Source organism: Brevundimonas sp. FV2ps16, assembly GCF_058681075.1.
In genome coordinates, this window is sequence record NZ_CM178728.1 from 1,825,771 (window position 1) to 1,842,249 (window position 16,479).

At 63.7% G+C, this 16,479-nt stretch carries 9 protein-coding genes, 3 tRNA genes, 3 rRNA genes and 1 pseudogene; 12 read left to right on the forward strand and 4 right to left on the reverse strand.

All coding sequences use genetic code 11. The features are described 5' to 3' along the window. The first annotated feature begins 275 nt into the window (after window positions 1–275). The 6 genes from ACW170_RS08770 to ACW170_RS08795 all read left to right on the forward strand — a co-directional run bounded on the left by ACW170_RS08770 (window position 276) and on the right by ACW170_RS08795 (window position 5,521). Window positions 276–1,736: ribosomal RNA gene (locus ACW170_RS08770) — 16S ribosomal RNA — on the forward strand. Window positions 1,737–1,915: 179 nt separating this feature from the next. After that, window positions 1,916–1,992, forward strand: a tRNA-Ile gene (locus tag ACW170_RS08775). A gap of 84 nt (window positions 1,993–2,076) precedes the next feature. Beyond that, a tRNA-Ala gene (locus ACW170_RS08780) sits at window positions 2,077–2,152 on the forward strand. A 200-nt stretch (window positions 2,153–2,352) separates the two neighbouring features. After that, a 23S ribosomal RNA gene (locus tag ACW170_RS08785) occupies window positions 2,353–5,154 on the forward strand. Between the two features lie 87 nt (window positions 5,155–5,241). Further along, a 5S ribosomal RNA gene (gene rrf / locus ACW170_RS08790) occupies window positions 5,242–5,356 on the forward strand. Together the 16S, 23S and 5S rRNA genes with 3 tRNA genes alongside form the textbook arrangement of a ribosomal RNA operon. Window positions 5,357–5,444: 88 nt before the next feature. After that, a tRNA-Met gene (locus ACW170_RS08795) sits at window positions 5,445–5,521 on the forward strand. Between the two features lie 101 nt (window positions 5,522–5,622). On the opposite strand, the pseudogene ACW170_RS08800 reads toward ACW170_RS08795, so the two are convergent. Further along, window positions 5,623–5,904 (reverse strand): annotated as a pseudogene (locus tag ACW170_RS08800) (integrase core domain-containing protein); the annotation flags it as partial. Window positions 5,905–6,215: 311 nt separating this feature from the next. Between ACW170_RS08800 and ACW170_RS08805 the strand changes: the two are divergent. Further along, window positions 6,216–7,199, forward strand: a complete 984-nt coding sequence (locus ACW170_RS08805; protein ID WP_492086355.1) for a bile acid:sodium symporter family protein — start codon at window positions 6,216–6,218, stop codon at window positions 7,197–7,199. Here the strand turns inward: ACW170_RS08805 and ACW170_RS08810 are convergent. Then, a complete protein-coding gene (locus tag ACW170_RS08810) occupies window positions 7,184–7,594 on the reverse strand; it encodes a hypothetical protein (protein ID WP_492086356.1) in 411 nt (136 codons plus the stop codon). The two genes, ACW170_RS08805 and ACW170_RS08810, sit on opposite strands and share 16 nt — an antisense overlap. Window positions 7,595–7,773: 179 nt before the next feature. On the opposite strand from ACW170_RS08810, the gene ACW170_RS08815 reads away from it, so the two are divergent. Further along, window positions 7,774–8,424: a cyclic nucleotide-binding domain-containing protein gene (locus tag ACW170_RS08815; protein WP_492086357.1), complete on the forward strand. Its 651-nt coding sequence runs from the start codon at window positions 7,774–7,776 to the stop codon at window positions 8,422–8,424. A gap of 237 nt (window positions 8,425–8,661) precedes the next feature. Here ACW170_RS08815 and ACW170_RS08820 read toward each other — a convergent pair whose 3' ends face one another. Further along, window positions 8,662–10,314, reverse strand: coding sequence for an amino acid ABC transporter ATP-binding/permease protein (locus ACW170_RS08820; RefSeq protein WP_492086358.1), 1,653 nt, complete (start codon window positions 10,312–10,314; stop codon window positions 8,662–8,664). Then, the gene (cydD, locus tag ACW170_RS08825) at window positions 10,314–11,927 is read right to left on the reverse strand and encodes a thiol reductant ABC exporter subunit CydD (protein WP_492086359.1); all 1,614 of its coding nucleotides are present in this window, start codon (window positions 11,925–11,927) and stop codon (window positions 10,314–10,316) included. The genes ACW170_RS08820 and cydD overlap by 1 nt, the downstream gene beginning before the upstream one ends. Before the next feature lie 197 nt (window positions 11,928–12,124). Here cydD and ACW170_RS08830 point away from each other — a divergent pair, with 197 nt between their 5' ends. Genes ACW170_RS08830 through hemN form a run of 4 tightly spaced genes read left to right on the forward strand, consistent with a single transcriptional unit; the run spans window position 12,125 to window position 16,424 of the window. Further along, complete coding sequence (locus ACW170_RS08830; protein ID WP_492089161.1) at window positions 12,125–13,702, forward strand: cytochrome ubiquinol oxidase subunit I; 1,578 nt, start codon at window positions 12,125–12,127, stop codon at window positions 13,700–13,702. Window positions 13,703–13,728: 26 nt separating this feature from the next. After that, complete coding sequence (gene cydB, locus ACW170_RS08835) at window positions 13,729–14,877, forward strand: cytochrome d ubiquinol oxidase subunit II (protein ID WP_492086360.1); 1,149 nt, start codon at window positions 13,729–13,731, stop codon at window positions 14,875–14,877. Between the two features lie 19 nt (window positions 14,878–14,896). Next, entirely contained in the window at window positions 14,897–15,043 is a 147-nt protein-coding gene (cydX, locus tag ACW170_RS08840; RefSeq protein WP_054766299.1) for a cytochrome bd-I oxidase subunit CydX, read from the forward strand. After that, a complete protein-coding gene (gene hemN, locus ACW170_RS08845; protein ID WP_492086361.1) occupies window positions 15,030–16,424 on the forward strand; it encodes an oxygen-independent coproporphyrinogen III oxidase in 1,395 nt (464 codons plus the stop codon). Before cydX ends, hemN begins: the two co-directional genes overlap by 14 nt. Window positions 16,425–16,479: the final 55 nt, after the last annotated feature.

Sequence of the window (16,479 nt, forward strand, 5' to 3'; positions counted from 1 at the left end):
AATCGCCGCCTCCGCCGACGACGAGGCGCTAAACAAGTCGGGCCGCTGATGCGGTTTAGGTCTTTGACATTGTTGATATGGAAAGAGAAACGCAGGCGGCGGTGTTCTAGCGATAGTCCTAGAGGCTATCATACGACACTGACTATCTGCGGTCTTTTTGAAAAGATACCATGCGTCGGTCTTCGGATCGATGACGTGGGAACTCGTCAATAAAATACGTAGAACTAATGCCAAGATCACTTCGGTGGTCTTCAAGCTTAGGTCAGAAGTCAACTCAACCTGAGAGTTTGATCCTGGCTCAGAGCGAACGCTGGCGGCAGGCCTAACACATGCAAGTCGAACGAACTCTTCGGAGTTAGTGGCGGACGGGTGAGTAACACGTGGGAACGTGCCTTTAGGTTCGGAATAACTCAGGGAAACTTGTGCTAATACCGAATGTGCCCTTCGGGGGAAAGATTTATCGCCTTTAGAGCGGCCCGCGTCTGATTAGCTAGTTGGTGAGGTAAAGGCTCACCAAGGCGACGATCAGTAGCTGGTCTGAGAGGATGATCAGCCACATTGGGACTGAGACACGGCCCAAACTCCTACGGGAGGCAGCAGTGGGGAATCTTGCGCAATGGGCGAAAGCCTGACGCAGCCATGCCGCGTGAATGATGAAGGTCTTAGGATTGTAAAATTCTTTCACCGGGGACGATAATGACGGTACCCGGAGAAGAAGCCCCGGCTAACTTCGTGCCAGCAGCCGCGGTAATACGAAGGGGGCTAGCGTTGCTCGGAATTACTGGGCGTAAAGGGAGCGTAGGCGGACATTTAAGTCAGGGGTGAAATCCCGGGGCTCAACCTCGGAATTGCCTTTGATACTGGGTGTCTTGAGTGTGAGAGAGGTATGTGGAACTCCGAGTGTAGAGGTGAAATTCGTAGATATTCGGAAGAACACCAGTGGCGAAGGCGACATACTGGCTCATTACTGACGCTGAGGCTCGAAAGCGTGGGGAGCAAACAGGATTAGATACCCTGGTAGTCCACGCCGTAAACGATGATTGCTAGTTGTCGGGATGCATGCATTTCGGTGACGCAGCTAACGCATTAAGCAATCCGCCTGGGGAGTACGGTCGCAAGATTAAAACTCAAAGGAATTGACGGGGGCCCGCACAAGCGGTGGAGCATGTGGTTTAATTCGAAGCAACGCGCAGAACCTTACCACCTTTTGACATGCCTGGACCGCCAGAGAGATCTGGCTTTCCCTTCGGGGACTAGGACACAGGTGCTGCATGGCTGTCGTCAGCTCGTGTCGTGAGATGTTGGGTTAAGTCCCGCAACGAGCGCAACCCTCGCCATTAGTTGCCATCATTTAGTTGGGAACTCTAATGGGACTGCCGGTGCTAAGCCGGAGGAAGGTGGGGATGACGTCAAGTCCTCATGGCCCTTACAGGGTGGGCTACACACGTGCTACAATGGCGACTACAGAGGGTTAATCCTTAAAAGTCGTCTCAGTTCGGATTGTCCTCTGCAACTCGAGGGCATGAAGTTGGAATCGCTAGTAATCGCGGATCAGCATGCCGCGGTGAATACGTTCCCGGGCCTTGTACACACCGCCCGTCACACCATGGGAGTTGGTTCTACCCGAAGGCGCTGCGCTGACCGCAAGGGGGCAGGCGACCACGGTAGGGTCAGCGACTGGGGTGAAGTCGTAACAAGGTAGCCGTAGGGGAACCTGCGGCTGGATCACCTCCTTTCTAAGGATGCTTCTCCAGGCCGTCTCTCACGAGGCTGTCTATTGAGGCTCCAATAAACTGCGGGACGCCGCCGTCTCCGTTTCTCTTTCCACTTTCGTCATCGACGCATCGACCATACGGGTTGATGTATTGGTGACGCGATCGCGAGCCTGGGTTTTTAGCCCGGCTGTCGCTGCCATAGGCCCGTAGCTCAGGTGGTTAGAGCGTACGCCTGATAAGCGTAAGGTCGGCAGTTCGAGTCTGCCCGGGCCTACCAGGACTTCTGGTTCGCTGGGGGTTCTCAGCCTCAAGACGGCATCGCCGACAGCTCTCCTGGGCTTCGCACTGTTCCTGATGGAACGGGGCCATAGCTCAGTTGGTAGAGCGCCTGCTTTGCAAGCAGGATGTCGTCGGTTCGACTCCGTCTGGCTCCACCAGGAGCTTGTGATCGCATTCGAGTTTGCCGTTGGCCGTAAGGCCGGCGTGCATTGAAATCGTGAAGGAAGAACGTGACCGGCTCCCCTGAGCTTGAAGGTCTTGTTCGAGAAGAAGACATTGTCTGACAAAAATCAGGCTTGGTCCCCCGGCAACTTTCCAGTCGGGCGGAATAAACCAAGCATGAGTTTTGCTGAGAAACGATCAAACGTTGAAGGGCTTCTGACGGATGCCTTGGCGTAGAGAGGCGATGAAGGACGTGGCAAGCTGCGATAAGAACCGGGGAGGCGCTAGCACCCTTTGATCCGGTTATTTCCGAATGGGGAAACCCACCTTTACAGTCTTCCAACTTCGTTCTGAGCTTCATCCTTGTGGTGGGGGCCAGGGCGGCGATTGGCGGATTGTTTAAAGGTATAATGAGCTGAATACATAGGCTTCATTAAGCGAACCCGGGGAACTGAAACATCTCAGTACCCGGAGGAAAGGACATCAACCGAGACTCCCGTAGTAGTGGCGAGCGAACCGGGACCAGGCCAGTGCTCTTGTGAAATAAAGACGAACGATCTGGAAAGGTCGGCCATAGTGGGTGAAAGCCCCGTAGTCATCAAACAGCAAGAGACTCGAGTAGGGCGGGACACGTGAAATCCTGTCTGAACATGGGGGGACCACCCTCCAAGCCTAAGTACTCCTCTACGACCGATAGTGAACAAGTACCGTGAGGGAAAGGTGAAAAGCACCCCGACAAGGGGAGTGAAACAGATCCTGAAATCGGAAGCCTACAAGCAGTCGGAGCCCCCAAGCGGGGTGACGGCGTACCTTTTGTATAATGGGTCAGCGACTTCATGTGTCGAGCAAGCTTAAGCCGTTAGGTGTAGGCGCAGCGAAAGCGAGTCTGAATAGGGCGCTAAGTTCGACGTATGACGACCCGAAACCAGGTGATCTATCCATGAGCAGGTTGAAGGTTGGGTAACACCAACTGGAGGACCGAACCCGTGAATGTTGAAAAATTCTGGGATGACTTGTGGATAGGGGTGAAAGGCCAATCAAACCTGGACATAGCTGGTTCTCCGCGAAATCTATTTAGGTAGAGCGTCCGACGAATTCCTTGGGGGGTAGAGCACTGGATGGTTGCGGGCTGCGCGAGCGGTACCAATACTAACCAAACTCCGAATACCCAAGAGAACTATCGGGCAGACACACGGCGGGTGCTAACGTCCGTCGTGAAAAGGGAAACAACCCTAACCATCATCTAAGGCCCCCAAGTCACGGCTAAGTGGGAAACGATGTGGGATTGCTTTGACAATCAGGAGGTTGGCTTAGAAGCAGCCATCCTTTAAAGAAAGCGTAACAGCTCACTGATCAAGCGATCCTGCGCGGAAAATGTAACGGGGCTCAAGCCGTGCGCCGAAGATATGGGTTTGCAGTTTACTGCAAGCGGTAGCGGAGCGTTCCGTAGGCCGGTGAAGGTCAGGCGTGAGCCTGGCTGGAGGTATCGGAAGTGAGAATGCTGACATGAGTAACGATAAGAGTGTGAGAGACACTCTCGCCGAAAGACCAAGGGTTCCTGCGTAAAGCTAATCTGCGCAGGGTTAGTCGGCCCCTAAGGCGAGGCTGAAAAGCGTAGTCGATGGGAAGCAGGTAAATATTCCTGCACCAGCTGGAAGTGACGGATGGCTTAACTCGTACCCACTTATTGGATTGTGTGTGCGGGGGCGTTGTCCCAGGAAATAACTCCAGCAGAGACCGTACCCGAAACCGACACAGGTGGTCAGGTAGAGCATACCAAGGCGTTTGAGAGAACTATGCTGAAGGAACTCGGCAAATTGCACGCGTAACTTCGGAATAAGCGTGACTCACCCTGGGCAACCAGGACTGAGTGGCACAAGCCAGGGGGTAGCGACTGTTTAGCAAAAACACAGGGCTCTGCGAAGCAGCAATGCGACGTATAGGGTCTGACGCCTGCCCGGTGCCTGAAGGTTAAAGGGAGATGTGAAAGCGTCGAACTGAAGCCCAGGTAAACGGCGGCCGTAACTATAACGGTCCTAAGGTAGCGAAATTCCTTGTCGGGTAAGTTCCGACCTGCACGAATGGCGTAACGACTTCCCCACTGTCTCCAGCATAGGCTCAGTGAAATTGAATTCCCCGTGAAGATGCGGGGTTCCCGCGGTCAGACGGAAAGACCCTATGAACCTTTACTATAGCTTCGCCTTGGCGTTAGCGACCGTATGTGTAGGATAGGTGGGAGACTATGAAACCGGGGCGCCAGCTCTGGTGGAGTCGTCCTTGAAATACCACCCTTACTGTCGTTGACGTCTAACCGAGGGCCGTTATCCGGTCCCGGGACATGGCGTGGTGGGTAGTTTGACTGGGGCGGTCGCCTCCTAAAGTGTAACGGAGGCGCGCGATGGTGAGCTCAGAGCGGTCGGAAATCGCTCGTCGAGTGCAATGGCATAAGCTCGCCTGACTGCGAGACTGACAAGTCGAGCAGAGACGAAAGTCGGCCATAGTGATCCGGTGGTCCCGAGTGGAAGGGCCATCGCTCAACGGATAAAAGGTACTCTAGGGATAACAGGCTGATTTTGCCCAAGAGTCCATATCGACGGCAAAGTTTGGCACCTCGATGTCGGCTCATCACATCCTGGGGCTGGAGCAGGTCCCAAGGGTATGGCTGTTCGCCATTTAAAGTGGTACGTGAGCTGGGTTCAGAACGTCGTGAGACAGTTTGGTCCCTATCTGCCGTGGGTGTTCGAAGCTTGAGAGGATCTGTCCCTAGTACGAGAGGACCGGGATGGACATACCTCTGGTGTACCTGTCATGGCGCCAGCTGTGCAGCAGGGTAGCTAAGTATGGAATAGATAACCGCTGAAAGCATCTAAGCGGGAAACTAACCTCAAAACAAGGCTTCGCTGAGGATCGTGGAAGACTACCACGTTGATAGGCCAGGTGTGGAAGTGGGGCGACCCATGAAGCTTACTGGTACTAATAATCCGATCGGTTTGATCGTTTCTCAGCAAAACTCATTCGATGATTGCTCCTTGACCGAAGCAATCTCAGACAATGTCTTCTCATCATCCGCTGTCCGCCTTGTTGACCTGGTGGCTATGTCGGAGGTTCCCCACCCGATCCCATTCCGAACTCGGTCGTTAAGCCCTCCAGAGCCAATGGTACTTCGTCTCAAGGCGCGGGAGAGTAGGTCGCCGCCGGGTCTACAAGGCGGACAGCCGATGATGAAAAACAAATCACCGCTCTCAGCGGTCTTCTCGAAACGTTCTTCCTCACGACACTACCGTTTGCCGCGGGATGGAGCAGCCCGGTAGCTCGTCAGGCTCATAACCTGAAGGTCGTAGGTTCAAATCCTACTCCCGCACCCAGATCAACCTCACACCTTGTGAGGCCCCCAGAAGCCCCGCCCGAAACGGCGGGGCTTTTTGCTGTCTGGGCTTCACTCAGACCCAGCAACACGGCCAGGCTTCTAACCTGCCACTGAAGGTCCCTCGATCATTATGAGAGCCCGAGGGGGGATAGCTGATCTGCGTCGCCGGTGGGAACAGCCGCGGTGTTCAGGCGCACCCGGGGTCAGGCCCCCGTGCGCGGAGTGCGGCCCGACGTGGTTGTCGTCGATGCGCCGGCGCTCAATGACGGCGCGGGCCTCGGCCAGGGCGGCGAAGACCTCCTCGTTCAAGCACTCGTCGCGGAGCCCGCCGTTGAAGCTTTCGACAAGGCCGTTCAACTGCGGCTCGCCCGGCGCGATGTAACGCCTGGCGTACGCCGATGATCTGCGCTTCGTTGAACCTAGTCTTCTTCAAGTCCGTCTCCTTGATGAACACGGACTCTCACTCAAAACGAGGGACCAGAGGGAGCACGTCGAACCTTCCGGCAGGTGGGAGGTGAAGCGGGGTGCGAACTCCCGGATCCAAGATTTAGCCCGCTGTCCGAGAGGATAGCGGCGTAGGGGCGCTGGATTTGCAGCGCAAGGCTGGCAAGTGGCCATGGCCGGTTCGGAGCTCCTGTCTTCCGGTGAAAGAGCCTTGCGGCTCCGGCGCAGCAAGGCCTAGGAGCGGCGGCATGAACGCCCTGCGCCGACTGATCGACCCATATCTGCTCATGCTGATCGGCACGGTGGCGCTGGCGGCGCTGGTCCCGGTCAGGGGCGGCGGCGCGGATGTAGCGGAGGGCTTGGCGACGGCGGCGATCGCGCTGTTGTTCTTCCTGTATGGGGCGCGTCTGTCGCCTGGGGCGATATGGGCGGGGCTGTCGCACTGGCGGCTGCAGGGGATGGTGCTGGCTAGCACCTTCCTGCTGTTTCCGCTGCTGGGGCTGGCGGTGTTCTGGGCTGCGGGGTCTTGGCTGGCCGAGGATCTGAGGGTCGGGTTGTTCTATCTGTGCCTGCTGCCCTCGACGGTGCAGTCGTCGATCGCCTTTACGTCCATCGCGCGGGGCAATGTGCCGGCCGCCCTGTGCGCGGCCTCGGTGTCGAACCTGGCGGGGGTGTTGGTCACGCCCCTGCTGGTGATGCTGCTGCTGCCGGTGGGAAGTGCGGGGGTGTCGCTGTCGTCGGTCGAGAGCATCGCCCTGCAGATCCTGGCGCCCTTCCTGGCGGGGCAGGCGGCGAGGCCGTTCATGGGGGGCTGGCTGATGCGGCATGGGCGGCTGACCTCGGCGGTGGACCGGGGGTCGATCCTGCTGGTGGTCTATGTGGCCTTCAGCGCGGGCGTCGTGTCTGGGGCCTGGACCCGGCTGTCGCGCCTGGACCTGGCGTTGGTGGTGGTGCTGGACATTGTGATTCTGGCCATAGCCCTGGCGGTCACGACCCTGGCCAGCCGGAGACTGGGCTTTTCGCGCGAGGACGAGATCGCCATCGTCTTCTGCGGGTCCAAGAAGAGTATGGCCAGCGGCCTGCCGATGGCGGCCATCCTGTTCGCCGGGCAGAGCGTGAGCCTGATCGTCATCCCCCTGATGCTGTTCCATCAGATCCAGCTGTTCGCCTGTGCGGTTCTGGCCAGGCGGTATGCGGAGGCGGCGCCGGCGGAAGGTCAGATGACGCGGTGAAGCACGGCGGCGTCGGCGATCTGGCGCATGACGGCCTCATAGCCCGGCGCGTCGATGGGGCTGGACAGGCCGATGGAACTGCAACCCCGGCGGGCCAGATCGCAGGCGGCGGCGACCAGGGGCTCGATCAGCTTTTCCGGCCGTAGAAGGTCGAAGGCGACCAGGGTGTCGACCATGAACTGCCGCTCGCCCGAGGGAGTGGTGGAGATGGAATAGGCCAGTATGGCCCGGACGCACTCGTTGGCCACGGCGGCGAGCACTCCGCCGGAGGCGGGCGGCGCGTCGACCCGGGCGCGCCACGAGTCCAGCGTGAGGCGCGGGTTTCCCATGTGGGCCAGCACATAGGTCTGGTCGGCTTCGTCGCGTTCGAGGCGGCGATATTGGAGGGCGCTCATTCTCGGCCCCTTAGGCCATGGACGAAAGGACCGCCTTGATCTCCGTCAATCCGTTTGCTTGCTTCGGGCGCGAGGCCTAACTTGATCGAACCATGCTTGAACTCAGATCCCTGCCCACCGACTGCGCTCAGCGCCGACAGGATTCGGTGTGCTCGACCTGTGGGGCGCGAGCGTTCAGCGTGTGCAGCAGCCTGGACCCGGCCGATCTGGCGGGGTTGGACGCGATCGCCGAGCGGGTGACGCTGAAGGCGGGCGAGTCCCTGATCCGAGAAGGCGATCCGGCGGTCCACCTGTTCAACATCACCTCGGGATCTGTGAGGATTTACAAGCTGTTGCCGGATGGGCGGCGCCAGATCACGGGCTTTCTGTTCGCGGGGGACTTCGTCGGTCTGGCGACCGGTCAGGACTACGCCTTCTCGGGCGAGGCCATCGAGGACGCGACCCTGTGCCGGTTCCGCAAGACCGACTATCGCGCCCTGATCCGCGAGCGGCCGCTGCTGGAAGAGGCCCTGCTGGATCGGGCGACGCACGAACTGGCGGCGGCGCAGAATCAGATGCTGCTGCTGGGCCGTAAGACGGCGCAGGAGCGGATCGCCTCCTTCCTGCTGGACCTGCCCACCCGGGATCCGTTGCGGCCGTCGGCCGAGGATCAGGTGCGGCTGCCGATGACGCGGTCGGAGATCGCCGATTATCTGGGCCTGACCATCGAGACCGTGAGCCGGGTGCTGACCAAGCTGAAGACGACCGGGGTGATCCGGCTGCTGGCGCTGAACGAATTGCGGATCGAACAGCCCGATCGTCTGCGCGACATCGCCGAGGGCGACGCCTAAGCCCAGACCCGGCGAATGCATTGGGTGGCGTCGTAAAAACATACCGCCAAACCGCCAAACCGCCAAAATGCGGCTTCATCCCTCATGTCCTTCGCCTCTGCGTCATCAAGGTTCGTGGCGCGGAGAGGAGTTTAACCCGGCGGGCGGGCCTGTCGGGTTGAAGGGTGAAAACGCGCCGCAAACCCGCAGCCCAGCGTGAATCGCAGCGCGCGCAAATAAATCCGGGTGTGGCCGTCTTCAGACCAGGGCCTGCTGACGGTGGGCGGTCAGACGCACGCGGCCGTCGGTTCCGACGCCCTCGATCCGCAGCGTGCGGTCGCACAAACGGGTCGGGGCCGGGCGGTGGCTGACGATGATCAGGCCCTGGCCGGCGGCCTTCAGGCGGCGGTCAAGCGCGGTCAGAACCTGGGCCTCTGTCGCCGGATCCAGGCCTTCGGTCGGTTCGTCCAGCACCAGCCAGGGCGCCGGGCGCAGATAGGCGCGGGCCAGGCCGAGGCGGCGGCGTTCGCCGCCCGACAGGCGCTCGCCGTTGGGACCGACGCGGGCGTCCAGACCCGCCGGATCGGCGTGGACCCGGTCGGCCAGAGCCGCATCTTCCAGCGCCCGCCATAGGGCATGATCGTTTGCGGGCCCCGCGAGCAGAAGGTTCTCGCGGATCGTGCCGTCGATCAGGCGGATGTCCTGAGCGGCGTAGGCGAACAGGGCCAGCCGGTCGTGGGATGCGATGTCGGCGATGTCCCGCCCGTCCAGTTGCGCCTCGTCCGCGACGGCGTCACGCAGGCCGACCAGGCGTTCGATCAGGGTGGTCTTGCCTGCACCGGACGGACCGATCAGGCCCAGGCGTAGCGGCGGCGCCATGCGGTCGCCGCCTGCGGAAAGGGTCAAGCTTGCGGTGGTCGGAGCGGCCCCCTGCCGCGCCGACGGGGGCGAAGCCAGGGCGTCGAGGCGGGCCGTGGCCTCCACGGCGGCGCCGTTCTGCAACAGGGCGCCGACCAGACCGGCGGCGGATTCGATGCCCATGACGGCGGCCAGGGCGGCGAGGGCCGTCATCGGCAAGGGCGCGCCCAGGGTGGCGGGAATGACGGCGGCGACGGCGAGGCCCGTGACCGCCGCCTGCCAGGCGGCCATCCAGCCGCCGGCCTGCGTCAGGGCGATCTGGGCGCGGTCGAGAGCGGCGGCGGCGTGGGCCGCCTCGCCGGCCGCCCAGCGATCCAGGCCATAGGCCTTCAGCTCCGGGGAGACGGCCTCGAGCGCGGACAGCCGATCCTTGAGCGCGCCCGTGGCGATCTGAACCTGGCGACCGGCGGGGGCGGCCAGCCGCCGGGCGAGCAAAACCGAGCCCGCCGCGCCGAGACCCATGGCGAGCAGCAGCATCAGACCGGCGAGGGGGCTGGCCATGCCCGCGAGCAGGGCGGAAGAGGCGACGCCCGCGCCCATGGCCCAGGGCGCCGAGAGCCGGACGAACAGGGTCTGGACCGCGTCCACATCCTGGACCAGCCGGGCCGAGGCCTCGCCGGACGACAGGGAGAGGGCCTGGGCGGGGGGAGCCGAGGCGAGGGCGTCGAACAGTTGCGGACGCAGCCGCGCCAGGGCCTTCAGCGCCGCCTCATGGCCGGCGACGCGTTCGATGTAGCGAGCGCCGGTGCGCAGGACGGCCAGCAGACGGATGGTCGCGCTGGGCATCATATAGTTGAAGGCCTGGACGGCGACCGATCCGGCGACCCCCGCAATGGCTGCGCCGGTGATGAACCAGCCTGACAGGCCCAGCAGACAGGCGGCCGCGACCGCGACAGTCGCGCCCCCCGCGGCGGCGAGGCGCAGGCGGGTCCGTTGAGCCTGACGTTGCGCGGCGATCAGGGCGCCGACGCGCGAGGGGAGGGGACGGGTCATCACAGGCGCACCACGCGGTCGGCCATGGCCGCGACGGCGGCGGAATGGGTGGCGATCAAGGTCGTGCGGCCCCGCGTCGCCTGACGGATCAGGTCCAGCATGGCTTCTTCCGAAGCGGGGTCCAGATTGGCCGTCGGTTCGTCCAGCAGCAGTATGGGGGCGCGCTTCAGAATGGCGCGGGCCAGGCCCAGACGCCGCCGCTCGCCGCCCGACAGGCCGCCGCCGCGCTCGTCGATCGGGCGGTCCAGGTCGCCGAACAGGCCGGCCTCGCCCGCAGCGACCAGAATACGGCCGGGGCAGGCGGAGGGATCGGCCAGTCGGATGTTGTCGCCCAGACTGCCGGGCACGACGACGGGGTTCTGGCTGGCCCAGGCGATCTGGCCGGCGAAGCCGCCCGCCTCGCTGAGCCGCGCCCCGCCGACCTCGACCTCGCCGGCGGTCAGGGGCGATAGGCCCAGGAACAGATGCAGCAGGCTGGACTTGCCCGAGCCGCTGGCGCCGACCAGGGCGACGATCTGGCCGGGGCGGACCTCCAGGTCGAAATCGGCGATCACGGGGGCGGCGTCGCCATAGGCGATGGAGACCTTGGTGAAGCGGATCGCCGGGGCGTCTTCCGGCAGGATATGGCGGTCCCGCGTCGGGGCCTCGGGCGTGATCAGGGCGGGGACAGCGGATTCGGCGGCCTGGCGGTCATGATAGGCGGCGGCGAGGCGACGCAGGGGCTGATAGACCTCTGGCGCGAGGGCCAGGACGAAGAAGGCGCGGCTCAGGTCCAACTGTTCGGGGGCCGGGAAGGGGAGCAGTTTCAGCAGGTTGAAGCCGCAATAGACGGCGATCAGGGCGACGGACAGGGCCGAGAAGAACTCCAGCACCCCGGACGACAGGAATGCGATCCGCATGACGCGGTTGGTGCGACGCTCCAGTTCGTCCGATGCGCGGGCGATTTCAGTGGTGGTGCGGGCGCGGGCGTCGAAGGCCAGGATGGCGGGGAGGGCGCGCACCCGGTCGACGAACAGGCCAGACAGCCGCTCCAGCGCCTGGAACTGGCGGCGGCTTTCGCCCGCCGCAGCCGTGCCGGCCAGGATCATGCCGAAGATGAAGGGCATGAGGGTGAAGATGAGGATGCCGGCCGAGAAGGGGCTGGCCACGGCGGCGACGGCGATGATCAGCAGGGGGGACAGGCCGGCGGCCATCTTCAGCGGGGTGAAGCGCGACATATAGCCGTCCAGCGCGCCGACGCCTTCGACGACAGCGGTGAGGCGGTCATCGGAACGGGCGCCGCGTCCGAACAGGTCGGCCAGCAGCCGGTCGCGCACGCTGGTCTTGACCGAGCGGCCGAGGCGCGCGCCGACGACCACCGCCGCCTGGCCGACCAGGCCGCGCACGACCAGGCTGACGACGGCCAGCAGCAGCCAGGGCAGGGCGGCGAAGGGCGAGACGCCGAAGGTGGCCACGGTCATCGCCAGGCCGCCGGCGAAACCGACCGCCGGAACCACATCCGCCACGGCCAAAAGACCCGCCAGGGCCGTTAGCCGGCGCCAGGGCGCGGCGGCCTGTTTCAGCCAGGCGGCGGGGGAGGCTGCGGGAGAGGCCGTGATCGGCGCCGAGGTCATTCGAACACTCCAGCTTTGGGACGCCCCGAAAGCCATTGGACAAACCGTCGTTGGGCGAAATGTCCAAGGACGATCAGTCCACTACGACCCACCGTGCAACAGGGCTTTGATCGAAATCAAGGCGACCGCCCCGCCTTGGTTCTAGGGCGGGAGAAACGTCGGTCGTCGGGGCCGGCTACAAGGAGCCTAGAGCCATGATCGACCTCGCGGTCGTCGACCTATCCAGGCTGCAGTTCGCGCTGACAGCCCTTTATCACTTTCTGTTCGTCCCCCTGACCCTGGGGCTGTCGTTCATGCTGGTCATCATGGAGTCGATCTATGTGATGACCCGCCGGCCGATCTGGCGGACCATCACCCGCTTCTGGGGGACGCTGTTCGGCATCAACTTCGTGCTGGGCGTCGCGACCGGCATCACCATGGAGTTCCAGTTCGGCATGAACTGGAGCTATTACAGCCACTACGTCGGCGACATCTTCGGGGCCCCGCTGGCCATCGAAGGCCTGATGGCCTTCTTCCTTGAAGCCACCTTCGTCGGGTTGATGTTCTTCGGCTGGGAAAAGCTGAAGCCGTCGGCGCACCTGTTCGTCACCTTCATGGTGGCGCTGGGCACGAACCTGTCGGCCGTGTGGATCCTGATCGCCAACGGCTGGATGCAGAACCCGGTCGGCGCCGCCTTCAATCCCGACTCGATGCGGATGGAAGTGACGGACTTCATGGCCGTGATCTTCAACCCGGTGGCCCAGGCCAAGTTCGTCCATACCGTCAGCGCCGGCTATGTCTGCGCCGCCGTGTTCGTGCTCGGGGTTTCGGCCTTCTATCTGCTGCGCGGCAAGCATGTCGGCTTCGCCAAGCGTTCGATGACGGTGGCCTCGGCCTTCGGCCTGGCGGCCTCGCTGTCCGTCGTCGTCCTGGGCGACCAGTCCGGCTATGCCCTGACCGATAACCAGAAGATGAAGCTCGCCGCTCTGGAGGCCATGTGGCACACCGAGCCCGCGCCGGCCGGTCTGACCCTGATCGGCATCCCCAGCATGAAGGACCGCGAGACCCACTACGGCGTCCATGTGCCGTGGGTCATGGGCCTGATCGCCACCCGCACCATCGACAAGCCGGTCGAGGGCATCTTCGAACTGGTCGCCACGGCCGAGACGCGGATCGAATCCGGCGTCATCGCCTATGACGCCCTGGAGAAGGTCAAGGCCAATCCGGCCGATCCCGCCGCGCGCGCCCTGTTCGAGACCCATCGCCGCGACCTGGGCTATGGCCTGCTGCTGAAGCGCCACGTCGCCGATCCGCGCATGGCCTCGCCTGAGCTGATCCAGCAGACGGCCTGGGAGACGGTGCCGAACGTGCCGGCCCTGTTCTGGAGCTTCCGCATCATGGCCGGCGTCGGCATGTTCATGATCCTGTTCTTCGCCACAGCCTTCTACCTGTGCACCGTGCGCAAGCATCAGACCCGCTGGTTCCTGCGGCTGGCCGTTCTGGCCCTGCCGCTGCCGTGGGTCGCGATCGAGTTCGGCTGGATCCTGGCCGAGTTCGGGCGTCAACCCTGGGCGGTGGAAGGCGTGCTGCCCACCTTCCTCGGCGCATCGTCCCTGACCGTGCCCCAGCTGTGGGCGACCATCATCGGCTTCACCGCCCTGTACGGCGCCCTGGCCGTGGTCGAGGTCCGGCTGCTGCTGTTCGCCATCAAGAAGGGTCCGTTCCACGAGCAGGAAGCCTTCGCACCCGCCCCCGAGGCGCCCGCGACGCCTGTCGCCGCGCCCGCCGTGGCCTGAACCAGAGAGACTTAGGACATCCGACAATGGATCTTCCAATCGACTTCGCAACCCTTCGCCTGATCTGGTGGGCCCTTCTGGGGGTTCTGCTGATCGGCTTCGCCCTGACCGACGGTTTCGACCTGGGCGTCGGATCGCTTCTGCCCTTCGTGGCCAGGACCGATGAAGAGCGCCGGATGGTGATCAACACCGTCGGCGCCACCTGGGAAGGCAACCAGGTGTGGTTCATCCTGGGCGGCGGCGCGATCTTCGCCGCCTGGCCCTTCGTCTACGCCGTCAGCTTCTCGGGCTTCTACCTGGCCATGTTCCTGGTGCTGTCGGCCCTGATCCTGCGGCCGGTGTCGTTCAAGTACCGCTCCAAGCGGGCGTCGCCCAAGTGGCGGTCGTTCTGGGACTGGTGCCTGTTCATCGGCGGCTTCGTGCCGGCCCTGGTGTTCGGCGTCGCCGTCGGCAACGTGCTGCTGGGCGCGCCCTTCCGCCTGGATAGCGACCTGCGCTCCTTCTACGACGGCAGTCTGCTGGGCCTGTTCACCCCCTTCAGCCTGATCGCCGCCCTGCTGTCGGTGGCCATGCTGGTGCTGCACGGTGCGGCCTGGCTGTCGGTGAAGGCCGAAAAGGGTCCGGTGCTGGAGCGGGCGCGTCTGTACGGCACGATCGCCGGCGTTCTGGCCCTGGTGCTGTTCGCAGCGGGCGGCCTGTATATGGCCTTCGGCGGCGTCGGCTACCGGATCACGGGCGACCTGGACATCCAGGGCTTCTCCAACCCGCTGCGCACAACGGTCGAGGCCGCGCCCGGCGCCTGGCTGGACAACTACGGCCGCTATCCGTGGATGATGATCGCCCCGACCCTGGGCTTCGTCGGCGCGGTGGTCGGGTTGTCGGGCATGTGGCTGCGGTCGGCGCCCCTGGCCTTCGGCGGATCCTCGCTGTCGACCGTCGGCATCATCTCGACCGTCGGCCTGTCGATGTTCCCCTTCATCCTGCCCAGCTCGATTGATCCGCAGTCCAGCCTGACGGTCTGGAACGCCTCCTCCAGCCACGTGACCCTGTTCATCATGCTGATCTGCACGCTTATCTTCCTGCCGATCGTGCTGATCTACACCAGCTGGGTCTATTCCGTGCTGTGGGGGCGGACCTCGACCGCCGCACTCAAGACCAACCCCGACCTCTACTGAGCTCAAGGAGCATCAAGTCATGTGGTATTTTTCCTGGATACTGGGTGTCGGTCTGGCCGTCGGGTTCGGCGTGCTGAACGGCCTGTGGCACGAGTTCCACCTGTTCGACGAGGGCGACCAAGGCCTGTCGGTCGATGCGGCGAAAGAGGGCGATGTCCCTCTCTAACCCCACCGGCGCGCTCCATGGCGGCGTGCAGACGACGCGCGAGCTGATCGCCCGCTACGACGCCCACGCGCCGCGTTACACCTCCTATCCGACGGCGGCGCAGTTCACGCCCGCCGTCGGGGCCGCCGACTGGGGGGCGTGGCTGTCGGCCGCGCCCCTCGATCGCGCGGTGTCGCTGTATCTGCACATCCCCTTCTGCAAGCGGCTGTGCTGGTACTGTGGCTGCAACACCCGGGCGATGAACCGGGTGGCGCCGATGAGCAGCTATGTCGATCTGCTGCTGAAGGAGGCCGACCTCGTTCTGGCGCGGATCGGTCGCCCGGTGCGGGTCGGCTCGATCCACCTGGGCGGCGGCACGCCCAACATGTTGCCGCCGCAAGAGCTGGAGCGGCTGTTCGCCGGTCTGGCCGCGCGGTTCGACCTGGGCGACTGTTTCGAGATCGCCGCAGAATTGGACCCCGAAGTCCTGACCCAGGAGTGGGTCGAGGCCGCCGGACGAATCGGCCTGAGCCGCGCCAGCCTGGGCGTGCAAGATCTGTCGCCCAAGGTTCAGGCGGCGGTGAACCGGCCCGAGTCCTTCGAGACCATCCGATGGGCGGCCGAGGCGCTGAGGGCGCAGGGCGTCACCTCGTTGAACCTGGATCTGATGTACGGCCTGCCGCTCCAGGCGGTCGAGAATGTGATCACTACGGTGGCCCAGGTCGCCACGCTGCGGCCCGACCGGATCGCCCTGTTCGGCTATGCCCATGTGCCGTGGATGAAGCCGCACCAGAAGCTGATCAACGAGGCCGATCTGCCGGGACCTGAGGCGCGCTTCGCCCAGAGCCAGGCGGCGGCGCGGTATCTGGTGCAGAAGGGCTGGCAGGCGGTGGGTCTGGACCATTTCGCCCTGCCGCACGACTCGATGGCCGCAGCGGTGCGGGCCGGCCGGCTGCGTCGCAACTTCCAGGGCTATACGACCGACGAGGCGCCGGTGCTGATCGGCCTGGGGGCGTCGTCCATCAGCCGAACGCCGAGCGGCTTTGTGCAGAATCTGACGCAGGAGCGCGACTGGCGCGCCGCCGTCCAGGCCGGAGACCTGCCGGTCGCGCGGGGCGTGGCGCTGGATCCGCGCGACGCCTTCGTGGGCGAAATCATCGAACGGCTGATGTGCGACTTCGCCGTCGATGTCGCCGCGATCGCCGGACGACACGGGCGAGCCCTCAGCGATGTTGATCGGGCCTGGCCCCGGCTGCTGCCGTTCCAGCTGGACGGCCTGGCCGAGGTGGACGGGTCGGTGGTGACGGTCTCGGACCTGGGCCGGCCGTTCGTGCGCGCGGTCTGCGCCGCCTTCGATCCGGGGGGCGTCGATATAGAGAAGCGGCACGCCCGCGTGGTCTGATTGGACAGATTGTCCAACCCCTGCATGGGTTTGCGCTGGATCAAGGCCGGACCGA